This is a genomic window from Marinovum sp. PR37 (assembly GCF_028807375.1).
Classification (GTDB): Bacteria; Pseudomonadota; Alphaproteobacteria; order Rhodobacterales; family Rhodobacteraceae; genus Marinovum; species Marinovum algicola.
In genome coordinates this window covers 21398-37812 of sequence record NZ_JARAML010000039.1, presented here as the reverse complement: position 1 = coordinate 37812, position 16415 = coordinate 21398, and the positions used below count along the sequence as shown (strand labels likewise).

15 protein-coding genes are annotated in these 16415 nt (G+C 63.6%); 9 read left to right on the top strand and 6 right to left on the bottom strand.

Annotated features, from left to right (window positions below):
- Positions 1-272 precede the first annotated feature (272 nt).
- Complete coding sequence (locus tag PVW49_RS22255; protein ID WP_274591613.1) at positions 273-1349, bottom strand: hypothetical protein; 1077 nt, start codon at positions 1347-1349, stop codon at positions 273-275.
- 626 nt (positions 1350-1975) lie between these two features.
- Between PVW49_RS22255 and repA the strand changes: the two genes are divergently transcribed.
- The 3 genes from repA (at position 1976) to repC (ending at position 5454) form a co-directional block, all read left to right on the top strand.
- Positions 1976-3178 (top strand): plasmid partitioning protein RepA, encoded by a 1203-nt coding sequence (repA, locus tag PVW49_RS22245; RefSeq protein ID WP_048534232.1) that lies wholly within the window; start codon positions 1976-1978, stop codon positions 3176-3178.
- A complete protein-coding gene (repB, locus tag PVW49_RS22240) occupies positions 3178-4143 on the top strand; it encodes a plasmid partitioning protein RepB (protein ID WP_074839759.1) in 966 nt (321 codons plus the stop codon). The genes repA and repB overlap by 1 nt, the downstream gene beginning before the upstream one ends.
- Positions 4144-4374: 231 nt before the next feature.
- Complete coding sequence (gene repC, locus PVW49_RS22235; protein ID WP_274591612.1) at positions 4375-5454, top strand: plasmid replication protein RepC; 1080 nt, start codon at positions 4375-4377, stop codon at positions 5452-5454.
- 215 nt (positions 5455-5669) lie between these two features.
- Here repC and PVW49_RS22230 read toward each other — a convergent pair whose 3' ends face one another.
- The 5 genes from PVW49_RS22230 to PVW49_RS22210 form a co-directional block, all read right to left on the bottom strand.
- Complete coding sequence (locus tag PVW49_RS22230; protein ID WP_274591611.1) at positions 5670-6092, bottom strand: hypothetical protein; 423 nt, start codon at positions 6090-6092, stop codon at positions 5670-5672.
- A gap of 303 nt (positions 6093-6395) precedes the next feature.
- Positions 6396-7823, bottom strand: coding sequence for a sulfatase family protein (locus PVW49_RS22225; protein WP_274591610.1), 1428 nt, complete (start codon positions 7821-7823; stop codon positions 6396-6398).
- The gene (locus tag PVW49_RS22220; RefSeq protein ID WP_083416177.1) at positions 7820-8689 is read right to left on the bottom strand and encodes a DMT family transporter; all 870 of its coding nucleotides are present in this window, start codon (positions 8687-8689) and stop codon (positions 7820-7822) included. Before PVW49_RS22220 ends, PVW49_RS22225 begins: the two co-directional genes overlap by 4 nt.
- Positions 8686-9057, bottom strand: coding sequence for a VOC family protein (locus tag PVW49_RS22215; RefSeq protein WP_074839741.1), 372 nt, complete (start codon positions 9055-9057; stop codon positions 8686-8688). The genes PVW49_RS22220 and PVW49_RS22215 overlap by 4 nt, the downstream gene beginning before the upstream one ends.
- Positions 9054-9962 carry a 2-dehydro-3-deoxygalactonokinase gene (locus PVW49_RS22210; protein ID WP_274591609.1) on the bottom strand — a complete coding sequence of 303 codons (909 nt, stop codon included), beginning with the start codon at positions 9960-9962 and terminating at the stop codon, positions 9054-9056. Before PVW49_RS22210 ends, PVW49_RS22215 begins: the two co-directional genes overlap by 4 nt.
- 101 nt (positions 9963-10063) lie before the next feature.
- Here PVW49_RS22210 and PVW49_RS22205 point away from each other — a divergent pair, with 101 nt between their 5' ends.
- The 6 genes from PVW49_RS22205 to PVW49_RS22180 are packed head-to-tail and all read left to right on the top strand — an operon-like array spanning position 10064 to position 16414.
- Positions 10064-10969 (top strand): dihydrodipicolinate synthase family protein, encoded by a 906-nt coding sequence (locus tag PVW49_RS22205; protein ID WP_074839736.1) that lies wholly within the window; start codon positions 10064-10066, stop codon positions 10967-10969.
- Positions 10962-12134 carry a mandelate racemase/muconate lactonizing enzyme family protein gene (locus PVW49_RS22200; RefSeq protein ID WP_274591608.1) on the top strand — a complete coding sequence of 391 codons (1173 nt, stop codon included), beginning with the start codon at positions 10962-10964 and terminating at the stop codon, positions 12132-12134. The genes PVW49_RS22205 and PVW49_RS22200 overlap by 8 nt, the downstream gene beginning before the upstream one ends.
- Positions 12135-12161: 27 nt before the next feature.
- Entirely contained in the window at positions 12162-13424 is a 1263-nt protein-coding gene (locus PVW49_RS22195) for an ABC transporter substrate-binding protein (protein ID WP_274565905.1), read from the top strand.
- Between the two features lie 60 nt (positions 13425-13484).
- Entirely contained in the window at positions 13485-14432 is a 948-nt protein-coding gene (locus PVW49_RS22190) for a carbohydrate ABC transporter permease (RefSeq protein ID WP_274591607.1), read from the top strand.
- Positions 14433-14442: 10 nt separating this feature from the next.
- Positions 14443-15276, top strand: a complete 834-nt coding sequence (locus tag PVW49_RS22185) for a carbohydrate ABC transporter permease (protein ID WP_048534253.1) — start codon at positions 14443-14445, stop codon at positions 15274-15276.
- 13 nt (positions 15277-15289) lie between these two features.
- Complete coding sequence (locus tag PVW49_RS22180) at positions 15290-16414, top strand: ABC transporter ATP-binding protein (protein ID WP_274591606.1); 1125 nt, start codon at positions 15290-15292, stop codon at positions 16412-16414.
- Position 16415: the final 1 nt, after the last annotated feature.

Genomic DNA, 16415 nt, shown 5'->3' with positions numbered 1-16415 from the left:
ATCCTGATTGACGCCGGATTCTCATCTTGTTTGTCGCGCTGCAAACCACGGTGTAGACCAGCGTGTGGCGGCGGACCGGGCTGATATGATCCCCGGGAAAGCCCTCATTTCTGGATCGAGTTTTCCGCATGGAGGCCTTGGCTGGGAGAGGAGCGGAAACGCATCAAACCATCGAAGTTCCCGGACGCACAAAAGGTGTTCGGCTTCAGGCAGGCGGAGGGCAGAACGTCTGTTGCGGAGGTCTGTCGGAAGACAGATTGGCGCGGCTTCCTTCAACTCACCTGGATATCGATACGCCACATCCTGTAGCGCCCGTGCCCGGTCACTTCCTGAATCAGGCCCCGGTCTTCCATCCAGGCCAGGTTGCGCTGCACAGCAGCGCGGCTTGCGCCGGTCAAGGCTTCCGCCATTGGGGCCGACACCAAAGGCCATTCGGTCAATACAGAGCGGAGACCGGCCGGTGTGCGCCCGGAGAGCCGAGCCATCGCGGCGTCTGCCCGTGCATCCCAGGCTTCGATGTCGTCCAGATGGCGTATCGCCGTCAGAATGGCGTTGTTCATCCCATCCAGCCAGCGGGTCAACCGCTCGAACGGCAGGCCAGCGGCCCGCAGCCCGCCTGCCCCACCCTTGGCGATTGGCGCGAAGATCGCACCGCGTCCGTCACCGGCCGCGATCCGGGCTGCTGTGACGGTTGCCTCGATCTGGTCGCCGTGTTGGCCGAGGCCCGCCAGGCTCCAGAGATGAAAGCCCATGCAGGCGCGCGTGATCGGGTGCAGATCGGCCGCTGCCGTCATCACGTCTATCCATCCGCCCGCGCGATCTTCGAACCGCTCGGCAGTGTCCTCGATGGTCTCGGGATCACGGCGGTCCAGGAAGGCCGCCAGATCGGTCATCGGGCCCGGGCCACCAGTCAGGCGACGAACAGCCCACCCGATCCGGGCCAAGGCATTTGAATCATCCTGAACACCTGACAGCCGCATGGAGGTCCACAGTGCCAGACGATCGGGGCTCACCCGATCACCCGCATACCAGCTGAGGTCCGCCGCCTCGATCAGAGCCAGTCTGTGCCGCCAGCCTTTCGGGCCGCGCTCCAGCCGGTCATCCAGCGCCCCCATGCGCCCGGCCACCCTTGCCAGAAGCGCAGCTTGGGCGCCTTCCGCCATTGCCCAGTCGTCGATGACGGACGTTTCGGACGGTTGCGCGCGTGGCCCGGGAGGCAAATCATCCGGGTCTTCTTCGAGCGGCCCCGGCAGAAACCAGAGATCTTCTTCTGAAGTCTCCTCATCCTCTTCGGTGGTGATGAGAGGATCGTCGGAAAGGTCATTAAAGGTAGATTCTTGCGGTTTCATATGTGCAAAATACGGAGTTTTTGCACATTACCCAAGCGGTTTTGCGTCCATGCCCCCTGCCCCGGGATCAACACGGGATGCAAAGCCCCCGCTACGCGCCGTGAAAGCCTGTGTGCGTGACGATCGCCTGCCCGCCAATGTCGCCGCGATCAAAGACGCGGACGCGGGCATTCCGTTGCAAGCAATCTGCGGCCGGCCGGAGGCGAGGCACGAATTCACGCTGCATTGCCACACCCGTTGACAGGCGCCCTCGGTCGGAATGTTGCTGGCGCGGGCCAAGCGCCTTGGGCTTATCTGAGGGGGCCCCAGATTGCCGTCATGCGTTTCGTAAGTGCCACGATTCGCAGACAAAGCTTGCCGTGCCCCCCGGGGGCAGGCAAAGGCAACACGGCAACTTATTCGCGAACCGCCCCTTCGCGCAATGGTTATTCTTATTTTCCAGACACTTACGCCATACCACCATCCTGCACCCCCGAGCGCTATCGGAATTCCGCCATCCACCAGCTTAAAAAAATTGTTGTCTGGGGATAAGTTGCGTGCGATGAGTGCTCTAGTCGCAAGAACGCGAAAATCACGCACTTTAGCGACGAAACATAATCGACCCACCAAGAGGTCACGAGGGCAGCATGAACAGCAAGGCGGATTTCCCCGGCACAAAGTCTATTGCAGGATCCATTTCCACGGATGCGGCGCGACTTTCGGAAGCCCTGAACCACCATATGCGCAACAGCTTTCAACCGGAAAGCAGAAAGACCCTGCGCAAATTCCACCCTGCCGAAGTTTCCGAGTTGACAGGCATCAGTATGTCGAACCTCCGAACGCGCCACCAGGAGGGTGACTTTCCCGACGTCGAGACGGATTCCCGAGGCCGACGCCTCTATACTGCGGAAGAAATCGACCAGATCCGCAAGGTCATGGCAAAAACCGGTCGCAACGGCGACGCCTACTTGCCAGGTCGGCGGGACGGTGACGCGCTTCAGATCCTCTCCATCGTGAATTTCAAGGGCGGGTCCAGCAAGACGACAACCGCGATCCACCTGGCCCAGCGATACGCCCTCAGGGGCTATCGCGTGCTGGCCGTGGACATGGACCCCCAGGCCAGTCTGACGACGATGTTCGGCTATCGCCCGGAAATCGAGTTTGCCGAGAGCGGAACCATATACGATGCGCTGAAATACGAAGACCCTGTGCCGTTGAGCCAGGTGGTGCGCAAGACTTACTTTCACAACCTCGACCTGGCACCTGCCGGGCTGTTGCTGTCCGAGTATGAAACCGAAACCGCCTATGCACTTCAGCACAAGGTCGACCCGCCCTTTACGCAAAGACTGGCCATCGCACTCGATGAAATCGAAGCCAATTACGATCTGGTGATTATCGATTGTCCGCCTCAGCTCGGCTTCACGACAATGACTGCCTTGCTGGCGTCCACAGGTCTCTTGATAACCGTCGTACCCAGCATGCTCGATGTTGCTTCGATGGCGCAATTCCTTGAGATGGCCGGAGAGACTGTTCGCACCCTTGAGGAAGCGACGGGGCCGATCGACTGGTCGTTCCTCAAATACCTCGTTGCGAGGTTCGAGCCGACCGACGTGCCGCAATCGCAGATGGCGGGTTTCCTCAGGTCCATTCTGCTCGACCAGGTGCTTGCCACGCCGATGCTGAAATCCACCGCGATTTCCGACGCCGGGATGACGCAGCAGACAATCTATGAGCTGGAACCGAGCCAGGTGGTCAAGAAGACCCTGGACAGGATCATGGAAAGTGTGAACGGCGTCGCGGACGAATTCGAGAAAACAATCCAACAATCCTGGGGGAGGACCGTCGACTGATGGCACGTAGAAACCTGTTCCAGCCCCCGCCCCCGCCGGATGCCGCCGCTGCTGTTTCCTCCGAGGATTCGAAGCCCCGCTTCCCGAACACGGGCGCGATGAGCGGCGTAAAATCGACGCTCAAGGATCTCTCCAGCAATGCGGTCCGGGAAATTCCCGTCGACCTGATCGAGGAAGACGGGCCAAAGGACCGCCTTGCCTTTTCCGACGCCGACGTGGTCACGCTTGCGGCAAGCATCAAGGAACACGGCCAGCAGGTGCCGATCATGGTGCGTCCGCTTGCGGAAAAGCCCGGGCGCTACAAGATCGTTTACGGTCGTCGCCGGTTGCGGGCACTGCAATCGATCGGACTGGCGGCCAGAGCCCTGGTGCGCACGCTTTCCGACGAAGAGGCGATCCTGGCGCAAGGCCAGGAAAACTCACATCGGCTGGACCCGAGTTTTATCGAAAAGGCTCTTTTCGCGGCACAGCTCAGCGACACGGGCTATGAACAGCCCGTGATCCTCGACGCCCTGGCCATCGACAAACCGATGCTGTCGCGCATGACCAAGGTGGCGCGATCGATCCCCGAACCGGTGATCGAGATGATCGGCTCGGCGCATGGTGTCGGTCGCCGCCGGTGGGAAGACCTCGCCGACAAGGTGAAGGGCAGCAATTCTGACCTTATTCAAGTGGCCTCGGACTTGGCACTCGACAAGATCCCTGCCTCGGACGACCGCTTTGCGCGTGTCAGCGACGCTGTATCCAATAGCGCCAAGGCCGCCAAAGCCACAAAACCCGCGGCACAAAAGGTCATGGCGAACGACGGCAAAACATTGGCTGAGATCAAGGACAGCCCACGCGCACTGACCGTGAAGATGTCCAAGGTCGACGCCCCGGAATTCACTCAATGGATGCGGGACAATGCCGAAATTGAGCTGAAGCGTCTCTATGAGGCGTGGAAGTCGGACAGGCAATCCGACTGATACACAGGCGAGCAGAGCAACAAAAACCACAAGGAGCACGACACACAGCCAAAAAAAGAAAGAGCCCCCAAGGTCACCCCTGGAGAGCCCAATCTGTTCTTAGCACCCTCAGATTTACCAGCTTCTCCGTAACAGTCAACAACAACCGATTCGGTTGAACGGTTTTTTGTTGCCTTTTCTCAAGAAAACGGGGGGCTGGGCCCTTTCCCGACCGGTTGTCGTGAAAAATTCATGGCATTTACGCAAGCATCCGCCTCCGTAGGAGAGCGGAACCGGGAACTGTTGTCCGCGGACAACGCCCGCCCCGAACGGCACATCGTCATCGACACGCTGCGCCAGGCGGCCCCTTTGATGGGGCTGAAAGCGTCGGTCATTGCGACGCTCGACGCGATGCTGTCTTGTCTTCCCCCGAAGCGGCGCCACAACACCGTTTTCGCATCGAATGCCACGCTTGCCTTCCGCCGGAACGGAATCTCTGACCGGACCATTCGGCGCCATGCCGCCATCCTTCAGGAATGCGGCCTTCTCGTCCGGCGCGACAGTTCCAATCGGAAACGGTTCTGCCGACAGAACAGGACGGAGGGAACCGCACTTCGGTTCGGATTCGACCTGTCACCGTTGTTCCAGCGCTTTGGCGAGCTTGTTGATCTTGCCGCCGAGGCCGTTCGCAAGAACGATCAGATCGCCTATCTCAAAGCCAAGATACGCGCCGCCGCAAATGAAATCCTGCGATCCGATCCCGACAACAGTGGTGCCACAATGGCTATCCGCGCGCTTCGCAGAAATCTTTCACTGGAGGAAAGCCAAAACCTGTTGGCCAGCCTAGACATCGAAGCCATGGACATTGAACAACCGTGCGAATGCACCGACACCAGAGAAGAAAAAATGTCCGACAGCCACGGCCAAAATGTCCGGCACCATCATAACTCAAATAAAGAAAATATTGATATTAAAGACCCGAGCCAACCCAAAGTGCCTCCATCACGGTCCGAAGCGCCAAAGATCACCATTCAGGAAATCCTGACCGCCTGCCCCGAAGCCGCGCAATTTTCATTGTCACCAGTGAAGACCATGTCCGACGTGGTTTCCCATGCCCGAACTCTTGCCCCAATGCTCGGAATCGATTCACGAAACTACCAAGATGCACAGGAGAGACTGGGCATAGAAGGCGCGGCACTGACTGTCTGGGCTGTCATGCAATTCCATGAGAAAATCCAGAAGGTCGGCGCCTACTTTCGCTCGATAACGTCAGGAAAGAACAGCGCTGGCTTTGTGCCGGAACAACTTGTGCGTCGATTGTCACGGACATGACCTGGGCAATCTCAGGCCATCGACCCCGCCAGTTTCTCTCGCGGTTTTCGCAATGATCGCGCGATGGAGCCCAGCCGTTGTCCGCGGACAATTTTGTCCGAAGTCACGGGCAGGACTTGTTCAAGGAACAGTTTATTGACGCCGATCCGCACAACAAGGCTCTGGGCTGGGGCATGGCAGCAAGCAACACTGTTCAGAGTTCAGGTCGCTGAATGTCATGCGCTCGATCCGCTTTTCGTGTTTGCGGCGCTCCGGTTGGTTGAGCCGCTCCAAGACTTGTCGCAGTCGCCCCTGCCCTTCCCAATCTTGTCGCTGAGGATGCGGCGCCGCTGGAGCGGCTTGGGTTGTATTGCCAAGCCGGCGAGCAATGGTGCGGGAATGCATGCGCTTTCCCCGATCAAGCCCGTAAGAACCCGCTTGCCGGCCTTGGCGCAGCGGTGCCTCTGGAACAGGACGCCGAGGACATCCCCCTTGACGTCAACGGCGCTCCGGAGCTGTTCCCCGTTTATCGCGGTGACGACCTCCTCGACACGCCACTTGTCCGCGAACCGGTGGCCGGCCCAGACCGTATCGGCAAAGTTTTCTCCGAGAAACCGGAAGCCTTTTGCGCCCACCAGCACCTTGGCTGGGGCGGGCATGGGGTCGCTTACCGGGCCAGGACAGCTGCATTTCGAAGGTAGTTTCCATGGCCGGCTGAGCCGGCAGGCAGCACGACAGCCCACCATCTGTCACTTCAGAGTTATCGGACGTAGCTGGAGCAGGAAGATAGGGGCGGTTATGTGGCAAATACCAGCCAGAAAGCGCCCCAGCCCGGCGGCCGTCGATCCCGGTATCAGCCGGTCTCAACCCAGGCGCCGAGTAAGGAAATCCTAGCGCAGCGCGCCGCCGCGGTCATCACCTGACGTCATGAAATCCGCAATATCGCGAGAAATTTGTTCCCGTCATCCGGCGGACGCAGGGTAGGGGCGGCGCCAGAACCGGTCGTGAAAGGCGCCTTCGGGTGGCGATTTGGCCGCTGCCACCGTCTTGTCCGCATGGCCGGCGGTCATCCCGCGCAACATTTCGGCGGTGAGCAGGGCGTCGAGCCGGGCGCGGATGTCGGGACGCGCCTTGATCAGGTTCTCCTGCTCGCCGGGATCGGCGCCCAGGTCAAACAGCGCTTCGCTTCCGGCGTGATAGCGGGCCAGTTTCCAGCGTCCCTGCCGCAGCATCACACCGCGCGAGGTGACGCCAAAGATCGCGCGGTCGGGCGTCGCGGTGCCAAGCACAGCGCCGCGCGATTGCGGGGCCGGCGGCAGAGCCGCCCAGGCCAGGAAACTCGGGAAGAGATCGACCAGCGTCACCGGCGCGGTTTCGACCTTCGCCTCGGGCTGGCGGAAATCGGCCACGATCAGCGGCACGCGGATTGAAGGCTCGTGAAAGAAGCCTTTGCCCATCAGGCCGAAATCCCCGAGGTAATCGCCGTGGTCAGAGGAGAAGACGACAATGGTATTGTCGAGCTTGCCGGTCTCTCGCAGGGCCTCGATCAGCAGCGCCACATCCTCATCCAGCCGTTCGACCGACACGGCGTAATGGTGGCGGATGGTGCGGATCTGCGCCTCGGTCAGTTCGGAATAATCCAGTTCGGCCCAGTCGCGGCGATAGCCGGCCACCAGTTCGGGCAACAGGACCGCGCTTTCCTCAGTGCGGGGCAGGGCGGGCGGCAGGCCGGCGGGATCAACCCGGTCCAGCGCCGTGGCGGGCGGGTCATAGGGGCAATGCGGACCGGGAAAGCCTACCATCATGGCAAAGGGCTGGTCGCCGGTCATGCCGCGCAGATGCGCGGCCGCGCGTCGGGCCACCCAGCGGTCGGGTTGCAGATGATCGGGCAGGGGGTTGATCGCCGCGCCCTTGGTCTCGACATAGCCGGCCATCTGATGGCCGTGCAGCTTGCCATGGCCCTCGGCGGTCAGCGCGTGGTGGTAATCGTCGCGCACATGGATATGGCGCTTGTCCTCGGAAATCACCCGGTGCTGAAACCCCTCGGCGCGGTCCCAGGGATAGAAATGCATCTTGCCGATGGCGGCGGTGTGATAGCCGGCCCGGGCCAGCAACTCGGGCCAGGTGGCAATGCCCATGGCGCGGCGGTCGGGGCGCAGCCAGCAGAGATTATGCAGGATGCCGGTCTCATGCGCCGGCTGGCCGGTCAGCATCGAGGCGCGCGCCGGCACACAGATCGGCGCCGGCGAGATTGCGGTTTCATACCGGGTGCCGGCGGCAGCCAGACTGTCGAGCGCCGGGGTGCGCAGGAAACCGGCGCCATAGCAGCCCAGGAAGTCGTGGCGGAGCTGATCGGGCAGCAGAAAGAGGATGTTGGGTTTGCGGGTCATGGCAGGTCCTTGTGAAACGTCGGGCGGCCGGCGCGGATCTGCACCGCCCCGGCCAGCAGGATGAGGCCGATGCCGGTCCAGCCGGCGAGATCGGGCAGGTAGCCCCAGAGCAGGGCGTCGAACCCCAGCGACCAGAGCACGCTGGAATAGCGCAGCGGGGCGATCTGGCTGAGTGCGGTGCGCCGCAGGGCAGCGATGATCAATACATTGGCGCCGATGAACCCGGCCGCCGCGGCCGCGATCAGGCTGAGGTCCCGCGCCGGCGGCATCACCCACCCGGCCTGTCCCGGCAGGAGCGCGGCCAGGCTTCCGGCCAGCGCCAGCGAGACCAGCGCGATGCGAATTGTATCCGTCCTGGGTGGCAGCAGCCGGGTGACGATATCGCGCAGCGCATAGGCCAAGGTCGAAATCAGGGCCAGCCCGATGCCCAGCGGCGAAAACGCCAGGCCGGGTTGCAGGATCAGCAGCGTTCCGGCGCAGGCCAGGGCAAGCGCCAGCCAGTTGAGCGCGCGCAACCGCTCTTTCAGCAGAACGCCCGAAAGGATCACCGAGACAATCGGCAGGGTGGCGTGGATCGCGGCAAGCAGCGCCAGCGGAATCTCGAAGATCGCCAGCGAAAAGCACAGTGCCGCCACCGCGTCGAGCACGGCCCGCAGCCCGCCGCGCGGGCCGATCAGCCGCGCTTCGCCGCGTCGCCGCGCCAGCACCACCAGCGCCAGCACCGCAAAGGCCATGGCCGAGCGCAGCGCGATGGCCTCGCCCGGCGGCGTGGCGCCGATCGCCTTGAGCACCACGCCCGAGGCGACGCCGCTGAACAGCGCCACCAGGGCCAGCAATTGGCCCGAGGCTGTGGGGCCCGGTTTCATGCGCGCGGGCAGGGGGCGGTAAGCTCGACCCGGTTGCCGGCGGGATCGGCAAAGAAGGTCCAGATCACGCCCGAGGCGCCCTGACGCGGCGGATGCAGTGGCGCAATGCCCTGGGCGGCAAGGTGCTCGAGCATTGGGGCGATCTCGGCGGTGTGCAGGCCGAAATGGCCCGGCGCGACTCCCTCGGTATCGGCCAAAAGCTCGATAAAGCCGCCGGCCCGGTGCATCTGGAGCAGCGCGATCCGGCCGGCGGCGTCATGGCGGGTGAACCCCCAGACAAAGCCGAACGCCTGGTAAAAGCCGGCGCTGGCTTCGGGATCGGGCGCGGCGAGGGCGACATGATTGAGGGCGACGGCGGGCGTGCTCATGCGGCCACCCGTCTCGGCCAGAGATCCTGCGCCACCCGGGTCAGCCCGGCGAGGCTGGCGGCATCGGCGTCCACCGGCAGATGGGCACGGCCGAAATGATCGAGCGCGCGGGCATAGCGGTCGGCCAGCACACCGCTGGCCAGAAGCAGAACCGGGCTGTCATCGGCGGGTTGGGCGGCGCATTCCGCCCCGATCAGCACGCCCGAGAGAAAGGCCGCAACCTCGGTGCCGGGCATCTGCCCGGTCAGCACCGAGGCGCGACCGGCAAAGACCGCATGTGAGAGCGGCAGCGCCGCGCCACGGTCGAGCCCGCGCCCAAAAGCCGCCTCCTGCATCTCGTCGCCCTCGGCCAGCGCGCCGACAAGGCTGGAGTTCAACAAGAGCTGGAACAGCTCGCCGGTGACAAAGGTCTGAAATCCGCTCAGCGTGCCGGCCGCGAGCCGGGCCCATTTGCTGTGGGTGCCGGGGATGCAGATGACCGCCTCGTCGCGCCCAGTAAGTATGGCGGCACCGAGGATCTGCACCTCTTCGCCGCGCATGACGTCGCCGCCGGTGTCGGTCTTCATGCAGGCGCCGGGCAGAATCACCACCGGATGCGCCCCGATGTGAAACCGGCCGGCATTGGCGGCAAGATCGGCAAACCGCACCGGGCAGGCGGCATAAGGCGCCTCCTGCCAGCCGCCGCGCGCGCCCACCATGCCCTGCGTCAGCACCGGCAGGGTCGGATCGGCCTCGAGCCAGTCGCCGCAATGGCGGCGGATCACCGCCTCGAAATCCCTGTCTTTCACGGACTTGAGCCCGTCCGGCCCGCTGCGCGCGGCGATCACCTCGCCGGCTGTGCTGACGGCCCAAGCGCGAAAGGACGAACTGCCCCAATCGACCGCGATGAAGGATGGCTGCGCCATGGTGAATGCTCCTCGTGCTGCAAAAACGCATTGACAGGTTACGATGGGCCTCGATAAGTTTCAACTATGAAACGGCAATTGCAAATAGTGAGACTCACAAGATGAAAGCTGCGCTGAAGGGTGTCCTGCCCATCGTCCCGACCCCCTTTGCCAAAAGCGGCGAGGTCGACGAGGTCTCGCTCAGGAAAGTCGCGGCTCATGCGATCGAGGCGGGCGCGGCGGCACTGGTCTTTCCCGGCGTCGCCAGCGAAGATCTTTACCTCAGCGCCGAAGAGCGCCGCCGCGCGCTGGGCCTCGTGGCCGATGTGGCCCGGGGCCGGCTGCCGGTCATCGCCGGTGTCAATTCTTCCGATCCGGCCGAGATGGTCGAGATCACCCGCATGGCGGTCGAGGCCGGCGCCGATGGCATCATGGCGATGGCCGTACCCGGCATGGAGGGCGATTGCGGCACATGGTTCGGCCGCATTGCCGCCGCGCTTGGCGAGGGCCGGCCGATCATCCTGCAAAACCTGTTCAAGCCGCGCGGCGCCGATCTGAGTGCCGACGAGATGCTGGCGCTGGCCGCCGAGGTGCCGGCCATTCGCTACGTCAAGGAAGAAGGCATCCCCTCGGGACCCAAGGTTTCGCGGCTGGTCGCCGGGTGCGGCCCGGATCTCGACGGGGTGATCGGCGGCGGCGGCGCGCGCTACCTGCTGGAAGAGCTCGACCGGGGGGCGATGGCCACCATGCCGGCGATCGAACTGCTCGATCTGCATGTCGCGCTCTACCGCGCCTATGCGGCGCATGACCGGGCCGAGGCGCTGCGCCTTTACGAACGCAGCCTGCCGCTCTTGCTGATCCAGGCGCCGTACCGGATGCGGCTGACCAAGCTGATCCTCAAGCATCGCGGCCTGATCGAATGCGACGACGTGCGCGAACCGCTGCCCGAAATGGATGGCGAGCTGACCGAGCTGGTGCTGGAGCTTTATGAACGCGCCAGCCTGACGCGGGAGCTGGCCGATGCATAAGCGGATCGAACGCATCGACGTCTGTGTCTTCGAGCGCAACCGCAAGGCGGCCTATCTCGGCGATCTGGGAGACGGCGAATTTGCTCTCGGCGACAGCCACATCGTGCGGCGCTTCAATGGCACGGTCTATCCGCGCTTCGACCGTTCGGTGGTGGTGCGGCTGACCGATGCCGATGGCGCCATCGGCTGGGGCGAGACCTATGGGCTGGTGGCGCCCAAGGCGGTGGCGGCACTGATCGAGGATCTGCTCGGCCCCTATCTGATGATGCTGGATCCGGCTCGCCCGGATGCCACCTGGGATGCGCTCTACGAATTGCAGCGGGTGCGGGGTTATTGGGGCGGCTATCTGGCCGACACGCTGGCGGCGCTGGATATCGCGCTCTGGGATCTCTATGCGCGCAGCCGGGGAGAGAGCCTGCAAGCGGCGCTTGGCCGGCCCGGCGCCGGCGCTCTTCCGGCCTATGTCTCGGGGCTGCCGGAGGCGACCAGGGCGGCGCGGTTGGAACTGGCGCAGAGCTGGCAGGCGCGCGGCTTCGACAAGGTGAAAATCCCGGTGAGCCACAGCGACGATGGCGACATCGCCGGCGAATTCGACAGCCTGCGCAGCGGGCTGGGCGCCGATCAGAAGATCGCGGTCGATGTGCATTGGACCTGCACCGCAGATCAGGCCATCGCCATGGCAGAGAGCTTGCGCCCCTTCGATCCCTGGTTCTTCGAGGCGCCGGTCGCCTCCGAGGACATCGCGGCGCAGCATGCGGTGGGCAAGTCCATCGCCTGCCCGCTGGCGCTTGGCGAGGAATGGCGCAGCGAATGGGATTATCACCCGCGCGCCGGCGCCGCAGCGATCGTGCAGCCCGAGATGGGCCACACCGGCGTGACCCAGTTTGCCCGCATCGCCGCGCGCGCACGCAAGGACGGCGCGCAGGTCATTCCGCATGCCACCATCGGGCTGGGGCTCTTTGCCAATGCCAGCCTGCGCGCCGGTCTGGCCACCGGCGCCGAGGCGCATGAGTTCCAGCACACCATCTATCCGGCGAATGCCGCTCTGCTCGACGGAGCGGCAGATTGCGAAAACGGGGCGTTCAGGATCCCGGACAGCGCCGGCCACGGCAGCATCCCCAACGCGGCGGGGATGGCGCATCTGAAACCCCTACTGAGCCTTTAGAACAGACCAACGAGGAGGAGACCCGTTATGACAACCCTGAGAAAAACCGCCATCGGCGCGCTGCTGGCCGCCAGCACCATGCTGACCGCGCTGCCCGCCAGCGCCGAAACGCTGACCTTTGTCAGCTGGATGAAGGACGAGCCGGGATACGGCGACTGGTGGAATGAGATCATTGCCGAGTTCGAAGAGACCCATCCCGGCACCACCATCAACATGAGCCGCGTGTCGCGGGCGGAATATGCCGACACGATGTTCACCATGTTCGCCGGTGGCAACCCGCCCGACATCGTGCATCTTGCCGCCTTCGAATTTCAGCCTTTCGCCAACGAGGGCTGGATGGAGCCGCTGGACGCGCGCATTGCCGAGGAACGCATCGACCTGAGTAATTGGGCCGGGCAGACGACCTGCGAATGGGAGGGCGAAACGGTCTGCATCATGCTGCTCTACACCGGTTTCGTGCTGGCCTATAACGAAAAGATCTTTGCCGATGCCGGCATTCCGGTGCCGACCAACTGGGACAGTTATCTGCATGCCGCACGCGAACTGCGCCAGGACACCGATGGCGACGGCATCCTCGATCAATACGGCATCGCGCTGCCGTTCGACGATCCGGCCAGCGTCATGCAGGAGGCGCAGAACTTCGTGCTCGACACCGGCGGCGCCTGGACCCTGGACGGCGAGCCCGCCTTCGACCGGCCCGAGGTGGTCGAGGGGCTGGCGCGCTACAAGCAGCTCTTTACCGAAAACCTGACGCCGAAAGAGCTGTCTTCGGCCGATGTCCGGCAATTGCTGCTGGAAGGGCGGCTGGCGATGACGGTCGATGGCGGCTGGATCAACAACACCTTCCGCAGCGCCGCGCCCGAGGTGCAGCAGCACCTGAAGATCACGCAGTCGCCGTTCTCGCCGCCGTTGGGGGGCACTTCGAACGTGCTGGGCATGCCGTCGGATATCTCGGACGAGAAAAAGGAGCTGGTGTGGGATTTCATCGCCCTGACCGCATCCGAGAAATACCAGCAGCGATTTGCCGAATGGGCCAAGACGCCGGCACCGCGCCCGGGCCTCGATTACTCCGAGCTGATGGCCGAAAACCCGTCGTTCGAGGTGCTGGCCAAGGCGGCCGCGGATGCGGCGGCAGCCAATGTCGACCGTTTGCCCAAGGGCCTGGAGCTCGAGAACAACGAGGTCGTCAAGGTGTTCTACAAGGTTGCCCAGCAGATGATCTTGCAGGATCTTGACCCGGCCGAGGCCGCCAAGCGCCTGCAAGAGCAGGTCTCGCGCATCAAGGACTGACCTTTCAGCCAACTGGCCGGCGCCCCGCCCGGGGCCCGGCCGCACAAGGGCAAGACATTCATGACCGACACAACCACACATCATCGCGGCAGAACTGGAGGCTGGATGATCCCGACCATCGATTTCAGCGCCCCGCGCCACCGCGCCAAGTTCGGCTATCTACTGCTGGCGCCTGCCGTGCTGTTGATGGCCGTGATCATCGTCTATCCGATCCTGCTGTCCGTCAGCATCAGCATGCAGGATGTGCGCATCGCGCGCATCGGCGACAGCGGCGAACCCTGGACGCTGGAGAATTATCAATGGCTGTTCGGCTCGGGCGAAACCTGGCACGCGCTCTGGGTCACGTTCAAGCTTGTGGCCGTGGTGGGCGGTCTCTCGGTCATCATCGGCTTTGCTACGGCGATGCTGGTGAACCAGAAGTTCCGCGGCCGGGCGGCGGCGCGCCTCTTTGTGGCGCTGCCCTGGGCGGTGCCCGAGGTGGTGGCCACGGTGATCTGGGCCTGGATGCTGGACAGCTCTTTCGGCCTGGTGAACTGGGTCTTGCTGACCTCGGGCCTGGTGAGCGAGCCGATCGCCTTCGGCTCGAACTCGACCGCCGCCTTTGCCGCCGTCTGTTTCGTGATGATCTGGAAAGGCTATCCGTTGATGTCGATCATGCTTCTGGCCGGCCTGCAATCGATCCCGGAAGAGCAATACCAGGCGGCCAAGGTCGATGGCGCCGGAGTCTGGCAACGGTTCTGGTACATCACCTTGCCGAACATGCTGCCGGTGTTCGGTGTCACCATGGTGATGACCACGCTCTGGGTGTTCCGCGACTTTGCCATCATCCACGTGCTGACCCAGGGCGGTCCGCTGGGCGCGACGACGACCCTGTCGATCCTGACCTTCGAACAGAGCTTTGAATTCTTCCGCATGGGGCAGGGGGCCGCCGTCGGCGTGCTGACCATGGTGCTCTGCGCAATCATCAGCCGGGCGCTTGTCGGGCGCATGGCGAAATCGGTGCACTGAGGGGGATACGATGCAACAGAGACATCCGCTGAACACCATTGCCCTCTATCTCACGGTCCTCGTGACCTGCGGGCTGCTGCTCTTTCCGATCTACTGGATGGTGGTGACGGCGCTGCAACCCGCGTCGAACCTGCGGGCCTATCCGCCGCAGTTCTGGCCCGCCGATCCGCAATGGAACGTCTTTGCCGACCTGCTGGCAAAACACCCCTTCATGCTGTGGTTCTCGAACACCATCCTGATCGCCTTTGCCACGATGACCATCTCGCTGGCGGTCTCGATCCTGGCGGCCTATGCGCTTTCGCGCTTCCGGCTGCGCGGCGGGCAGGGCCTGGGCCTGTTCATCCTGACCTCAAAGATGCTGCCGGCGACGCTGCTGATCATCCCGCTCTTTGCGATCTTCCGCTCGACCGGGCTGGTGGGGTCGCTGTGGTCGGTGGTGATCGCCCAGGCGACGCTGATCGTGCCGTTCTGTACCTGGATGCTGAAAGGCTATTTCGACACCATGCCGCCCGAACTCGAGCAGGCGGCGCTGGTCGATGGCTGTTCGCCGCTGGGCACGATCTTTCGCATCGTGTTGCCGGTGGCGGCCCCGGGGCTGGCGGCGACGGCGCTTTATGCCTTTGTCGTCAGCTGGTCGGATTTCCTCTTTGGCCGCACTTTCCTGACCACCAATGATGAAAGCTGGACGCTGCAAATGGGCATCGCCTCGCTCAAGGGCGAGTTCGTGACCGAATGGAATGTCATCATGGCGGGGTCGATCATGGCCTCGATCCCGATCATCATCGTCTATCTTTTCCTTGAACGTTTCCTCGTCGGTGGCCTGGCCGCCGGATCCGAGAAGTAACGGAGCAAAACCAATGGCAACCGTACAATTCGACCAGATCACCAAGAGCTATGGCGCCGTCGAGGCGATCCGCGATTTCAACCTCGATATCGAAGACGGCGAATTCTGCGTCTTCGTCGGCCCCTCGGGCTGCGGCAAATCCACCGCGCTCAAGATGTTGGCCGGGCTCGAGGCCACGTCGGGCGGCACCATCAGCATCGGCGGTCGCGACGTGACCGAGCTTGGCCCCGGCAAGCGCGACATCGCCATGGTGTTCCAGAACTACGCGCTTTATCCGCATATGTCGGTGCGCAAGAACATCGGCTTCGGCCTCAAGATGCACGGCCTGCCGGCGAACGACATCAACGCCAAGGTCGAAGAGGCCGCGCGGGTGCTGGAGCTGACCCCCTATCTCGATCGCAAGCCCCGCGCGCTCTCTGGCGGACAGCGCCAGCGGGTGGCGCTGGGCCGGGCCATCGTGCGCGAACCGGCGGCCTTTCTGATGGACGAGCCGCTGTCGAACCTCGATGCCAAGCTGCGGGTGCAGACCCGCTCCGAGATCGTCAAGCTGCAAAGACGGCTGGGGGTGACGACGATCTATGTCACCCACGACCAGACCGAGGCGCTGACCATGGCCGACAAGATCGTGGTGATGAAGGGCGGCGAGATCCAGCAGGTGGGCAGCGCCGAACAGCTGTTTCACGCCCCGGTCAATGTCTTTGTCGCAGGCTTCATCGGCTCGCCCGGCATGAACTTCTTTCACGGCAAGGTCGAAAGCGGCGCGCAGGGCCCGGTGACCCGGTTCGGCGGTCACGACATCCCATTGCCGGCAAAATGCGCCGGCATGTCGGGGCGCGACATGATCTTCGGCATCCGTCCCGAGCATATCCGGGTGGGCGAAGACGGCCCCGGCGTGGCGCTGTCGCTGGTCGAGAACCTCGGCACCGAAAAGATCCTGCATTTCCACACGCCGGGCGAAAACGTGCTCGAGCTGGACCGCGCGCAGGTCGGCGCCGATGAAGAGCGCGATGCCCAGACCATGCTGATCCGGGTGATCGACGATCGGCGCTACAGCGAGGCCGAGACCCTCGCGCTCGCTTTCCCGGTGGAGAAACTTCATGTATTCGATCCCGACACCCATGAGGCGGCGGCAGGATGAG

What these genes read in the sequence shown, in the direction of transcription:
- PVW49_RS22255 (WP_274591613.1), bottom strand. Translation starts at nt 1,349, where the DNA reads ATGAAACCGCAAGAATCTACCTTTAATGACCTTTCCGACGATCCTCTC.
- repA (WP_048534232.1), top strand. Translation starts at nt 1,976, where the DNA reads ATGAACAGCAAGGCGGATTTCCCCGGCACAAAGTCTATTGCAGGATCC.
- repB (WP_074839759.1), top strand. Translation starts at nt 3,178, where the DNA reads ATGGCACGTAGAAACCTGTTCCAGCCCCCGCCCCCGCCGGATGCCGCC.
- repC (WP_274591612.1), top strand. Translation starts at nt 4,375, where the DNA reads ATGGCATTTACGCAAGCATCCGCCTCCGTAGGAGAGCGGAACCGGGAA.
- PVW49_RS22230 (WP_274591611.1), bottom strand. Translation starts at nt 6,092, where the DNA reads ATGCCCGCCCCAGCCAAGGTGCTGGTGGGCGCAAAAGGCTTCCGGTTT.
- PVW49_RS22225 (WP_274591610.1), bottom strand. Translation starts at nt 7,823, where the DNA reads ATGACCCGCAAACCCAACATCCTCTTTCTGCTGCCCGATCAGCTCCGC.
- PVW49_RS22220 (WP_083416177.1), bottom strand. Translation starts at nt 8,689, where the DNA reads ATGAAACCGGGCCCCACAGCCTCGGGCCAATTGCTGGCCCTGGTGGCG.
- PVW49_RS22215 (WP_074839741.1), bottom strand. Translation starts at nt 9,057, where the DNA reads ATGAGCACGCCCGCCGTCGCCCTCAATCATGTCGCCCTCGCCGCGCCC.
- PVW49_RS22210 (WP_274591609.1), bottom strand. Translation starts at nt 9,962, where the DNA reads ATGGCGCAGCCATCCTTCATCGCGGTCGATTGGGGCAGTTCGTCCTTT.
- PVW49_RS22205 (WP_074839736.1), top strand. Translation starts at nt 10,064, where the DNA reads ATGAAAGCTGCGCTGAAGGGTGTCCTGCCCATCGTCCCGACCCCCTTT.
- PVW49_RS22200 (WP_274591608.1), top strand. Translation starts at nt 10,962, where the DNA reads ATGCATAAGCGGATCGAACGCATCGACGTCTGTGTCTTCGAGCGCAAC.
- PVW49_RS22195 (WP_274565905.1), top strand. Translation starts at nt 12,162, where the DNA reads ATGACAACCCTGAGAAAAACCGCCATCGGCGCGCTGCTGGCCGCCAGC.
- PVW49_RS22190 (WP_274591607.1), top strand. Translation starts at nt 13,485, where the DNA reads ATGACCGACACAACCACACATCATCGCGGCAGAACTGGAGGCTGGATG.
- PVW49_RS22185 (WP_048534253.1), top strand. Translation starts at nt 14,443, where the DNA reads ATGCAACAGAGACATCCGCTGAACACCATTGCCCTCTATCTCACGGTC.
- PVW49_RS22180 (WP_274591606.1), top strand. Translation starts at nt 15,290, where the DNA reads ATGGCAACCGTACAATTCGACCAGATCACCAAGAGCTATGGCGCCGTC.